The sequence below is a fragment of the Qipengyuania sp. 902 genome (genome assembly GCF_051195295.1).
GTDB lineage: Bacteria > Pseudomonadota > Alphaproteobacteria > Sphingomonadales > Sphingomonadaceae > Qipengyuania.
Map to the genome: position 1 here is coordinate 194,908 of NZ_JBNJLJ010000003.1, position 11,877 is coordinate 206,784.

The following is an 11,877-nucleotide window of genomic DNA, read 5'->3' on the forward strand; positions in this document are numbered from 1 at the left end:
GTCTATCTCACGCACAAAAAAGAGGCGGAGCGCATCTGCGCCCCGCCCCTCCCTGCCTGGTCCGCAGGGGGAAACTTGCGGACCGGACCTTCTGCTTACCAGGAAGCCTGGAAGCCGGCCCGGGCGCCTACCTCGCCGGAGTCGAAGCCTACGCCGACGCCGCCGGTGAACACCGTGCTGTCGCTGATGCGGTAGCCGAAGCTGGCCGAGCCTGCGACGCGCTCGTTGAAGTAGCCGAAGCCGCCGGCCACGCCGAAGGTCTTGCTCGGCATGATGATCGGCGATTCCATGGCCAGTGCCAGCGCGACGCCTTCATTGGCGCGGCGCGCCTGGACGTTGTTCTCGTCCGCCAGGTCGAACAGGACGCTCGTCTGGTTCTGGAGGTCCGAGATCGCTGCCGAGTTGGCCGCGATGGCGCCGGTGTTGTTGGCGATCAGCATGGAGTTGGTCATGATCGCCGCCGAGTTGGCCTGCACGTCGCTGAAGCTGGCAAGATTGCTCAAGCCGTTGGAGCTGCTGACGCCGAGTGTGCCGTTGGCATCCGCCGTGACGAAGGCGATCGGGCCGATCTGCGAGCCGCTGCTCGCGCCGAGCGAGGCGACGACCACCTGGCCATCGTTCGTGGCAGTCGCACCATTGCCGATGGCGACCGAGTTCGCACCCGAGGCGACGGCCTCGTTGCCCATCGCGATCGCACCGTCGCCGCTGGCTGCGGCTGCTTCGCCGACCGCGACCGAGCGGACGCCCGATGCATTGGCGAGGTGGCCCAGCGCGGTGGCACGCTCTGCGCCGGCAACCGACTGCCAGCCGAAAGCGCTAGCGCCCGGACCGGTAGCAACACTTTCGCCGCCGATGGCCGAGGTCGAGTTACCCGTCGCCATTGCATCGGCACCCAGCGCGAGTGCGTCGACACCGTCGGCTACCGAACCGTCGCCGTCGCCGTCGCCGTCGCTACCGATGGAAATCGCTCCGACGCCGCGGGCTTCCGCGTCGCCGCCGAGGGCGATGCCGGCATCGTCGGTCGCCAGTGCGCCGAATGCGCCGCCGTCGGTATTGCCGCCGATAGCGATGCCGCCGCGACCCTGGGCCGCTGCCGCTTCACCCACGGCCACCGAAGCGAAGCCGTCGGACGTGGCGAGGTGACCCAGCGCGGTTGAGCGTTCCGCATTGGCGCGGGCCTGCCAGCCATAGGCCGAGGCCCCCGGACCGGTCGCGACGCTCTCGCCGCCGACAGCAGTCGTGGAGTTGCCCATCGCCATGGCGGTATCGCCCACTGCCAGCGCATCGATGCCGTTGGCGATCGATTCATTGCCGATTGCGGTGCTGAAATCGGTCTGCGCGTCGGCATTTTCGCCGATGGCAGTAGACCGTTCGCCCTGTGCCATGGCAAGGTGGCCCAGCGCGGTGGCGCGCTCTGCGGTGGCTTCGGCGCGCCAGCCGAAAGCGCTCGCGCCCGGGCCGGTGGCAACGCTCTCGCCGCCGACGGCCGAGGTCGAGTTGCCCATCGCCATCGCGCTGTCGCCGACTGCCAGCGCATCGATGCCGTTGGCGATCGATTCATTGCCGATTGCGGTGCTGAAATCGGACTGCGCGTCGGCATTCTCGCCGACTGCGGTCGAACGCTCGCCCTGCGCGGTGGCAAGGTGACCGACCGCGGTGGCGCGCTCGCCGGTCGCTGCCGAACGCCAACCGATGGCGCTGGCACCCGGACCTTCGGCAAAAGCTTCGCCGCCGATCGCCGTGGTGGACGGGCCGCGAGCCGTGGCGGGCGCGGTACCCTCGTCGTCGCTGCCGACAGCAACGGCATCGGTGCCGTCAGCAATCGCGCCGGTACCGACGGCGACGCCGCCGTCGCCGGTCATGGTCGCATCGGTGCCGCACTCGGTCGAGTTGGTGTTCGCGTCGTTGCATTCGGGCGTGCCGTCGGCCTGCGCGGACGTCGCCATAGCGAACATGGCAGTGCCGGCGAGCAGCGCGGCTGCCAGGCGGGTGTTGGTTGTCTTGATCATATGCTTTCTTCCTATTCGGACCAGAAAGCCGATCTGCGCGGGTCATCCCCTCCCACAGTGGACGGCGATCACCATCCGGGCTGCGCGAAGACCTGCGGGTCTCGGCTGCCGTCCCGACCGGGACAGCGCGCGCAGCTACCCGGACGGTGCCCGATCGGATGCACCGTGGATGAACAAAACTTTCAGATAAACGGTAAGTGGTTGTTTCTTAAACAAAGAAAATGCAGCGTCAGACCCTGTCGAGCGCGCCGGCGATGAGGATCGGCGGTGTCGGAGCGTCGTGCGGAACGCCCGTGTCCTCTTCGAACGTGACCGCAAGCGTCGAACCTGCAACCAGCAGCTCGGCCTCGCGTGCCGAGAGATCGCGCGCGAAATTGCCACTCTGCGGGATGGACCCGAGCGAGACCGGTGCGCCGCCCTCCGGAATGACCCAGAGTTCGGGGGCCTGACCCTCGCCCGCCGTAAAGCCGTCGATGGATAGCGAGAGGCGCCGGTTCTGCGGATCGATCACACCTGCAAGCCTGCGGCCGGCCTCCTCGTCCTGCAATTGCGCGACGAACTGCTCGCTGGGCGCGAGTGCGACATCGGGCGGCAGCGTTTCAACCGTTTCGGGCGTGGAAAGGAACAGCACTAGCGCGGCAGCCGCCGCACCCAGCCCCGCAATCGCCGTCGCGATGCTCCAAGCGGAAGGTCCGCGCGACGGCTCCGGCATAGTCGCAACATCCGCCGGCGTATCCGCATCCAGCCGAGCTTCAATCCCGGCCCAGACGGACGGCGACGGCAGCATCCGACCGGCGGCCTCACCCATCGCACCCAGTCGGCGTTCCCACCACGCCACGGCATCGGCAAAGGATGCGTCGCTCAGCATGGAGCGCTGCGCCGCGCTGCGCTCGTCTCCTTCGAGCACGCCGAGAGCATATTCGCCTGCACGGACGAAGGGATCGTCTTCCAGGATGGCGGGATCGTCAGCCACCGAGGCACCCTTTCAGTCCGGCAAGCCCGCGCCTGATCCAGCTCTTCATCGTGCCAAGCGGTACGTTGACCTTCTCGGCGAGCTCGGAATGCGAATAGCCTTCGAAGAACGCCAGCTTGATGGACCGGCGATGGTCGCCTTGCAATTCCTCGAGACATCGCGCCAGCGCGCGATTGTCTTCCATGTCGCAAAGCCATTCGTCGGCGGGCTTGATGTCGTCGTCCTCGACCTCTGGCAGCGTGTCGCCCGCCAGTTCCTCGCCGCGGGCAGTCCGGCGCAGATCGTTGAGCGCCGTGTTGCGAGCAATCGTGCAAAGCCACGTGATGGGGCTGCCCTTGCCCGGGTCGAAGCGGGCGGCGCGTTTCCAGACCTTGACGTAAACGTCCTGCAGAAGGTCTTCGGCCCGCTCCCGCTCCCGCACGATCCGCACGATCGTCGCGAACAGCTTGGCGGACGTCATTTCGTAGACGGTATGCAGCGCGGGCCGGTCGCCCCTGGCAACCCCCGACATGGCATCCAGCAATTGTGCGCGCCTGTCGATTAGGCTGCCCCCCTGTTCCGGCGGGAACTGTTTGAGTCCAAGGGCTTTGTCAACAGTTGAAGCAAGCCTTCGCACTTGCACAAAAAACCACGAGCCAAACGCTGCGCTTTGCGCTATAGGGCCCGCACTACCCGCGCGCCCAGAGCCGTGCCCCATGCACCGCAGCGCCGGACAACACACGAGATTCCATGTCCTTCGAAACCCTTCCGCCGGTGATCGGCGATGCGCTCGCCGCACGCGGCTATGATGCGCCCACTTCCGTCCAGGCTGCCGTCATCGAACCCGAGGCCAAGGGCCGTGACCTCATCGTGTCGGCGCAAACCGGCAGCGGCAAGACGGTCGCCTTCGGCCTCGCGCTGGCAGACGAGCTGCTGGCCGAGCTAGGCGGTACGCCGCTCGCCGAAAAGCCCCTCGCCCTCGTAATCGCGCCCACGCGCGAGCTGGCGCTACAGGTCAGCCGCGAGCTCGGCTGGCTCTATGGCGGCGCGGGCCTGCGCATCGCGACCTGTGTCGGCGGGATGGATGCGAGCAAGGAACGCCGCAATCTGCGCGGTGGCCCAGCGATCGTCGTCGGCACACCCGGGCGCCTGCGCGACCATATCGAGCGCGGGGCGCTGGACCTTTCCGGCCTGATCGGAGTGGTCCTCGACGAGGCGGACGAGATGCTCGACATGGGCTTTCGCGAGGACCTGGAAGAGATCCTCGACGCGACGCCCGACGCGCGGCGCACGCTGCTGTTCTCCGCCACCATGCCGCGCCAGATCGAGCGGCTGGCCGAGCGGTACCAGCGCGATGCGCTGCGCCTCTCCCTCGTGGGCGAGGATCGCGGGCATGGCGACATTGCCTATCAGGCGATCACCGTCGGCCCGTCGGAAATCGAGAATGCGGTGGTGAACCTGCTGCGCTTCCACGAGGCCGAGACGGCCATCGCTTTCTGCGCCACGCGTGAAAGCGTGCGGCGGCTCCATGCGACCCTTCAGAATCGCGGCTTCGGCGTCGTGGCGCTGTCCGGCGAGCATTCGCAGAGCGAGCGCAACAGTGCGCTGCAGGCCCTGCGAGACGGCCGCGCTCGGGTGTGCGTCGCGACCGACGTTGCGGCGCGCGGGATCGACCTGCCGAGCCTCTCCCTCGTCATCCATGTCGAAATCCCGCGCGATGCCGAAACGCTACAGCACCGTTCGGGCCGGACGGGGCGCGCCGGGCGCAAGGGGACCGCGGCCATCGTAGTGCCTTACAACCGTCGCCGCCGGGTCGAAGGCATGCTGCGCGGTGCCGGGATCGACGCGCAATGGATGGACGCGCCGACTCCGCAGGCGATCCGCAAGAAGGACCGCACGCGCCTGATCGAGGCGATCACCGAGCCGCGCGAATTCGAAGACGACGACCGCGAGATTGCCGCCGACATCATGAGCCGGATGAGCCCGGAGGACATTGCCGCCGCGCTTGTCCATGCCCACCGCTCGGATCTGCCTGCGCCCGAAGAGCTGCTCGCCAACACGCCCGAAGCGCGCGAGAAGGCGAAGGCCGAAAAGCACCGTCCCGGCTTCGAGGATGTGGTGTGGTTCAAGATGGACATCGGCCGCCGCCACAATGCCGAACCGCGCTGGATCCTCCCGCTGATCTGCCGCCGCGGGCACATCACCCGCAACGAAATCGGCGCGATCCGCATCGGCCAGCACGAAAGCTGGTTCCAGGTGCCGCGCGCCGTCGCTGCCAAGTTCGCCGACGCCGTGGCGCGCACCGCCTCGCCCGACGACGAGCAGGATGGCATCGCCATCGTTGAATCGCCGGAGGGCCCCCGCGTGGAGGCGCGCCAGAACCGCACGCACGGCGGAGCGAAGGTCCATGCCCGCCCGATGGGCAAGCGGGATCATGGCGGTCCGGGCAAGCGCCCCGGCGGCAAGCCTCCCTTCAAGAAGGGCAAGACGGGCGGTGGCAAACCTTTCAAGGGCAAGCGCAAGCCTGCGAAGGGCTAAGCTGACCGTCCGCGCTCAGTGCGTGAGCAGCAGCGGCACCGTCACATCGCCCAGCATGGCGCGGGTCGTTCCGCCGAAAATCCGCTCGGCAAGTCGGGTGCGGCCATAGGCGCCCATCACGATCAGCCCAACCTTGCGCGCTTCTCCGGCCTTGCGCAGCGCGGCGTCGACACCGTCCTCGTCCTCGCCGATCTCGACCATCTCGCAAGCGATGCCGTGGCGCGAGAGGTAGTCCGCTCCGGCAAGCGGCGGCAGGTCCGGCAAGTTGCCGGCGCCTCCCTTGCGCGCCTTCTCCGTTGCGGTTGCCAGATAGACGTGGCTCGCCTGGCGCAGGAAGGGCACCGCTGCTTTCAGCGCGTGGCTCGCTTCCGCCGACCCGTCCCAGGCGACCAGTACCGGTGCGCCCACTTCGAAGCGCTGGCAATCCGCCGGGAGCACCAGCACCGGACAATCGGCGGTCACCGCCAGCTCCCCGGCAGTGAACGACGCGCCTTTCGAATTGGAGCGGGGCTCTTGCGCGCCGACCACGACGAGATCGTTGAGCGAAGACGCGTGTAGCAGCGCGAGGGCCGTCGGCCCGGCGGCATCGACCCAGTCCCACGCGACGCCTTCGTTGGCCATGTCCTTCTGCGTCGCTTCCTTCAACGCGGCTGCCTGCTCGCGCCAGACCGGCACCATCGCAGCGAAGGCGGCGCCATAGGGATCGACTGCGCCCGCGGCCTCGTAAGGTATCGCGTGCAATAGGGTTAGATGCGCATCGAACGCGCGCGCAATGTCGAGCACCGCGTCGAGGCGCTTCGAAAAGCCGTCGTCGCCGGTGGCGTTAAACAGGATGGATTTCATGATGCGTCTCCTTCTCGATTGTTCCGCAACAGACATGCCCCCAGTGCCGTACTTGCCTGACAACGTTATTCCGAGTGCAAGGCTATTTCCTTGATCTGGCGCAAACGCGTCCGGAAATCGGCGGTGCGACGGTAACCCCGCCTAACCCTAGGAGAACTGGAACGCGCCAGCCTGTCGGCCATTGCCCCTGTATGGACATTCAACGCGAGCAGCGGAATTTTCTCCAGAGCAAGCCGTCGCGCCTCGGCAGGGGCATCGAACGCCTGACCCACCCCTTGGGCAAGACTCTCGCAGATATGGTACCGAAGCGCGCGGTCGAGATGATCCTGAACGGCCTCGACCGGGCCGTCGATGCGCCACAGCTGGTCCGCTTCGATCACGATCCCAAGGATATGGACGCGGCCCATCGTGCTGCCGAGAAGGTCACCCGCGCGGCACGCAGCGTCAGCGCGACGACCGGCGCGGCGGCGGGCCTGGGCGGCGCCTTGTCGATGAGCGCAGATATCCCGGCGACCATTGCGATCGCCCTGCGCGTCATCCGCGACACGGGCCGTGCCTATGGTTTCGAAGGCGAAGGCGAGGCCGAGAAGCTGTTCCGCCTTCAGATCCTCGAGCTCGCGGCGCTGAACGATCCGGAGCAGCGCAAGGCCCGCATCGCCGATCTCGAACAGGGCATCGGCGGGGAAGGCCAGCTGGTCCACGCCGACCACGAGCACATCACGCCTATCGTCGACCAGGTGGTCGAGCGCATCAGCCGCGCCCTCGCCTTTGCCTCCGTCCGCAGCCGCATCGGCATGGTCGTGCCGCTGGTCGGATCGGTGGTTGGCGGGATCGTCAACTCATCGTTCCAGAACGACGTCGGCAAGGCCGCCCGCTTCGCTTTCCAGGCCCGCCGCCTTCGCGCGGAAGAGGGTGTGATCGAGGGGTAAGCGGCGCAAAGCCCGCTCTACCCACCCGCGTGATAAAAATCGTAGATCTTCTGCGCGACCGCCTCGCTGATGCCGGGCGCGCGTTTCAGGTCATCGAGCGCGGCTGCGCGTACCTTGCCCGCCGTTCCGAAATGCAGCAGCAGCGCACGCTTGCGCGAGGGGCCGATGCCGGGGATTTCGTCCAGCGGGCTGGCGGTGATGGCGCGGCTGCGCTTGGCACGGTGGGCGCCGATGGCGTAGCGGTGGACCTCGTCGCGCAGGTTCTGGAGATAGAATAACAGCGGCGAATTGACCGGCAGCGTCTTCTCGCGCCCGTCGGGGAAGTGGAACACCTCGCGCCCTTCGCGGCCGTGGTGCGGGCCCTTGGCAATGGCGATCAGCGGCAGGTCCTCGATCCCCATCTCCGCCAACGTATCGCGCACGCTCGACATCTGGCCCTTGCCGCCGTCGATCAGGACGAGGTCGGGCCAGACGGTCTCGTGGCTGTTCTTCTTCCCCTCCTCGCCGTCCGGGTTCTCGGCGAGATTGCGGAAGCGGCGGCTCATCACCTCGCGCATCATGCCGAAATCGTCATTGGTCTGCGCGGTCTTGATGTTGAACTTGCGGTACTGGCCCTTCTCGAACCCTTCCGGCCCGGCGACGACCATCGCGCCCAGCGCCTTGTCGCCCTGGATATGGCTGTTGTCGTAGACTTCGATGCGCTGCGGCACATCCTCCAGCTCGAGGAATTCTGCCAGCTCGCGCTGGATCTTGGCCTTGGCGCCGCTTTCGGCCTGTCGTCGCTCAAGCGCCTCGACCGCATTTCGCTGCGCCTGCTGCATCAGCTTGCGCCGCGTGCCGCGCTGGGGGATCGAGATGGCGACGGCGTGCCCGGCCTTCTCGCACAGCGCCTCGGCGATCAGCTCCTGTTCGGGCAGTTCGCGATCGACGAGGATGGTCTTGGGCGGCGGCACTTCCTCATAAAATTGCAGGAGCACATCGGCGAGCACCTCCGCCTCCTCCACATCGCCCGTGTTGCGCGGGAAGATCGCGCGATGGCCCCAGTTCTGCCCGCCGCGGATGAAGAAGGCCTGCACGCCCATGTGCCCGCCTTTGGCCGCCAGCGCGAAGACATCAGCATCGCCGACACCGCTGGCATTGATCGCCTGGCTGCCCTGGATGAAAGTCGCCGCGCGCAGTCGGTCGCGCAGGATGGCGGCGGTTTCGAAGTCGAGATCCTCTGCCGCCTTCGCCATCTGCTTTTCGAGGTCGGATTGCACGGCGCTGGACTTGCCGCCGAGGAAATCCTTCGCCTCGCGCACGAGACTCGCATAGCCCGCCTCGTCGATCCGCCCGACGCAGGGCGCGGAGCAGCGCTTGATCTGGTACAGCAGGCAGGGCCGGTCGCGATTGTTGAAGAAGCTGTCGGTGCAGCTCCTCAACAGGAACAGCTTCTGCAGCGCGTTCAGCGTCTTGTTCACGCTGCCCGCGCTGGCGAAGGGGCCGTAGTAATTGCCCTTGGCCCGCCGCGCGCCGCGATGCTTCTGGATGCGCGGGAAAGCGTGATCGGCGCGCAGCAGGATGAAAGGGAAGCTCTTGTCGTCGCGCAGCAGCACGTTGAACGGCGGGCGATAGCGCTTGATCAGCTGCGCTTCGAGCAACAGCGCCTCGGCTTCCGAATTGGTGACCACGATCTCCATCCGGCGGCACTGGCTGACCATACGCTGCAACCGGTTGGTCAGCGCTTTCACCTGCGTGTAATTCGCCACCCGGGCCTTGAGGCTACGCGCCTTGCCGACATAGAGCACATCGCCGCGCGCATCGAGCATGCGATAGACGCCGGGACGGGGTTTGAGCGTCTTTACCGTCTCGCGGATCGCGGCGAGGCCGGCTTCCAGATCGGGCTGGGCGCTGGCGACGGTATAGGTCGCGCGTTCCTCGTGGAAACGCTCCTTGCCTCTCGGGTCATGGGGGGAACCGGCTTTCGTGCGCGACATGGGTGGCAGATAGTGCGCGCACTCCGCTTGTGCAAAGCCGCGTTTCGCGCCATCCCCACTCGCAATGGACGGGAAACACATCGCACCGCCGCGCACGGTCGGCTTCTGGGGGACCGCGCTGTTCCCGCTCAACGGGATGATCGGGGCCGGCATCTTTGCCCTGCCTGCTGTTTTGGTGGCCGCAGTCGGCAATTTCGCGCCGTGGATGATGCTGGTGGGCGGCGTGCTCTTCCTGCCGCTGGCGCTATGTTACGCCTGGATGAGCGCGCGGTTCGAGCATAGCGGCGGTTCGGTGCTGTATGGGGAGGCGGCGTTCGGGCGCTTCGTAGGCTTCCAGGCCGGCTGGGCGCGCTATGTCAGCGCGATCGTGACCGCGGCGGCGAACATGCATGTGATGGTCGCCTATCTCGCGGTAGTGTTCCCGGGGCTTGACGGACCGGTGGCTGCGCCCGTGGCAGTGGCGGTCGGGCTGGCGATCATCACCGCGATCAATCTTTACGGCATGCGCGCTTCGGTCGGGACGCTGGGGGTCATGACCGCAATCAAGCTGGTGCCGCTTGCCGCGCTGGTCGTGTCGGCCTTCTTCGCGGGAGGAGAACTGGGCGCGATCGCGCTGCCGCAATTCAGCCAGGTCGAGACGGTGATCCTGCTGACCTTCTACGCCTTCATCGGCTTCGAGGGCGTGATCGAGGCGGCGGGCGAGTTCAAGAACCCCAAACGCGATGTGCCACTGTCGATCGTCACCATGGTGAGCGGGGTGACGCTGATCTACATGGCGGTGATCTGGGCCTTCATCCTGATCGGCCCCGAATTCGCGGGCGAGAACAATGCGCTGGCCGGATCGGCCGAAGCGGCGATGGGCCAGATCGGCTCGCTCGCCATCGTGATCGCGGCCAGTTTCAGCATCGGAGCGAACAATTTCGCCAGCGGCGTCGCCCAGCCGCGATTGATGTACGGAATGGCGCGGCGCGGCATGTTGCCTAGCTGGTTCGCCTATGTGCATCCGCGCTTCCTCACGCCGTTCAACGCGATCCTGTTCTATGGCGTGGCGGCCATCCTGTTCGGCCTGTGGGAAGGCTTTACCGTCCTGGCCGTGGCGGGCACGCTGATCCGGCTTGTGACCTATATCGTGACCAGCTGCGCCCTCCCCGTGCTGGAGCATCGCGAGGGGCGCATCGTGCCGCTGCACCTCGCCTGCGTGATTTTCGCCGTCGGCAGCTCGCTGTTCATCGCCAGCCAGACGGCGCTGCAGGCGTGGCTGGTCCTCGGCGGCATATTGTTGGTCGGTGCGGTGCTGTACTTCGTCGCCGCGCGGCAGCAGCCGGACTACGCGCTCGACGAGGCCTGACATGGCGGAGCGTTACGACGCAATCGTCCTCGGCGCCGGGGCCGCCGGACTGATGTGCGCCGCGAGGGCAGGCCAGCGGGGCAAGCGCGTGCAGGTCCTCGAACGCGCGGAGAAGCCGGGGAAGAAAATCCTCATTTCAGGCGGCGGCAGGTGCAATTTCACCAATATCGGCGCGGGTCCGGCGAATTACCTTTCGCAAAATCCGCATTTCGCGAAGAGCGCGCTGGCGCGGTACACCGCCCGCGACTTCCTCGAACTGGTCGAAAGTTACGACATCGCCTGGCACGAGAAGACACTCGGCCAGCTGTTCTGCGACGGATCGGCCAAGCAGATCGTGGAAATGCTGCTTGAGGAATGCGCGAAAGGCGACGTGGATGTGCGCTGCGGGGAGGAAGTGGCATCGGTCGAACATGACGGCGATTTCACCGTCACCACGCAGACCGCGACATACACCGCACCAGCCCTCGTGGTCGCCACCGGCGGGCCGTCTATCCCGAAGATGGGCGCAACCGGTTTCGCCTACGATCTCGCACGGCAATTCGGGCTCAAGGTGGTCGAGCCGCGCCCTGCCCTCGTCCCACTGACGCTCGGCGGCGAAGAGGTCCTGTTCCGCGAAATTTCCGGCGTCTCCGCGCCGGTCGTCGCAAGCGCGGGCAAGGCCAGCTTTCCCGAAGCCGCCCTGTTCACCCATCGCGGCCTGTCCGGACCGTCGATCTTGCAGGCGAGCAGCTACTGGTTGTCGGGTGAGCCGGTGGTCGTGAACTTCCTACCCGGTCACGCCGATGGCTGGCTGCTCGACGCCAAGCGCGAAACGCCGCGCGCGACGCTTGAATCGCTGCTGCGAGAAGCGCTCCCCGACCGGCTGGCAGACATTCTCTCCGAAAAACTGGGCATAGCGACCGAACTCGGCAACGCGCCCGACAAGGCGCTACGGACCGCGGAAGAGCGGCTGCGCCGATGGACCTTCCGCCCCAATGGCACCGAAGGTTTCGGCAAGGCCGAGGTGACCGTCGGTGGCATTTCGACAGCCGAACTTTCCAGCAAAACCATGGAGGCAAAGCGAATTCCCGGCCTCTACGCCATCGGCGAAGCGGTCGACGTCACCGGCTGGCTTGGCGGCTACAATTTCCAATGGGCCTGGGCGAGCGGGGTCGCGGCTGGCGAGGCTCTGTAAGGTCCCGCCGTTAGGGAAGGCGTTGACGGGCGCGGCAAGTTGACCGGAACCGCAGATTCGCTAGCTTCTTATGTTACGGACCCGTGAAAACACGGGCCGCGCAGGGGA

Annotated in this window: 9 protein-coding genes; 4 read left to right on the plus strand and 5 right to left on the minus strand. The window is 66.7% G+C overall.

Going from position 1 to position 11,877, the window contains the following annotated elements; genetic code table 11:
- Nucleotides 1–95: 95 nt before the first annotated feature.
- From ACSH0F_RS10595 to ACSH0F_RS10605, 3 genes are all read right to left on the minus strand, one after another.
- Nucleotides 96–2,009 (minus strand): hypothetical protein, encoded by a 1,914-nt coding sequence (locus tag ACSH0F_RS10595; protein ID WP_435202575.1) that lies wholly within the window; start codon nt 2,007–2,009, stop codon nt 96–98.
- A gap of 229 nt (nt 2,010–2,238) precedes the next feature.
- Nucleotides 2,239–2,982, minus strand: a complete 744-nt coding sequence (locus tag ACSH0F_RS10600) for an anti-sigma factor (RefSeq protein WP_435202577.1) — start codon at nt 2,980–2,982, stop codon at nt 2,239–2,241.
- Nucleotides 2,975–3,493 (minus strand): sigma-70 family RNA polymerase sigma factor, encoded by a 519-nt coding sequence (locus ACSH0F_RS10605; protein ID WP_435202579.1) that lies wholly within the window; start codon nt 3,491–3,493, stop codon nt 2,975–2,977. The genes ACSH0F_RS10600 and ACSH0F_RS10605 overlap by 8 nt, the downstream gene beginning before the upstream one ends.
- A gap of 218 nt (nt 3,494–3,711) precedes the next feature.
- Between ACSH0F_RS10605 and ACSH0F_RS10610 the strand changes: the two genes are divergently transcribed.
- Nucleotides 3,712–5,499, plus strand: coding sequence for a DEAD/DEAH box helicase (locus ACSH0F_RS10610; RefSeq protein WP_435202581.1), 1,788 nt, complete (start codon nt 3,712–3,714; stop codon nt 5,497–5,499).
- Between the two features lie 15 nt (nt 5,500–5,514).
- Here the strand turns inward: ACSH0F_RS10610 and ACSH0F_RS10615 are convergent, their stop codons facing one another.
- On the minus strand, nt 5,515–6,342 hold the full coding sequence (locus tag ACSH0F_RS10615; protein ID WP_435202583.1) for a universal stress protein: 828 nt from the start codon (nt 6,340–6,342) through the stop codon (nt 5,515–5,517).
- A 191-nt stretch (nt 6,343–6,533) separates the two neighbouring features.
- Between ACSH0F_RS10615 and ACSH0F_RS10620 the strand changes: the two genes are divergently transcribed.
- Entirely contained in the window at nt 6,534–7,271 is a 738-nt protein-coding gene (locus tag ACSH0F_RS10620; RefSeq protein WP_435202585.1) for an EcsC family protein, read from the plus strand.
- 17 nt (nt 7,272–7,288) lie between these two features.
- On the opposite strand, the gene uvrC is transcribed toward ACSH0F_RS10620, so the two are convergent.
- Nucleotides 7,289–9,247, minus strand: a complete 1,959-nt coding sequence (uvrC, locus tag ACSH0F_RS10625; RefSeq protein WP_435202587.1) for an excinuclease ABC subunit UvrC — start codon at nt 9,245–9,247, stop codon at nt 7,289–7,291.
- A gap of 64 nt (nt 9,248–9,311) precedes the next feature.
- Here uvrC and ACSH0F_RS10630 point away from each other — a divergent pair, with 64 nt between their 5' ends.
- Together ACSH0F_RS10630 and ACSH0F_RS10635 are read left to right on the plus strand one after the other, a co-directional pair.
- A complete protein-coding gene (locus tag ACSH0F_RS10630) occupies nt 9,312–10,595 on the plus strand; it encodes an APC family permease (protein WP_435202589.1) in 1,284 nt (427 codons plus the stop codon).
- 1 nt (nt 10,596) lies between these two features.
- A complete protein-coding gene (locus ACSH0F_RS10635) occupies nt 10,597–11,769 on the plus strand; it encodes an NAD(P)/FAD-dependent oxidoreductase (protein ID WP_435202591.1) in 1,173 nt (390 codons plus the stop codon).
- The last annotated feature ends 108 nt before the right edge of the window (nt 11,770–11,877 follow it).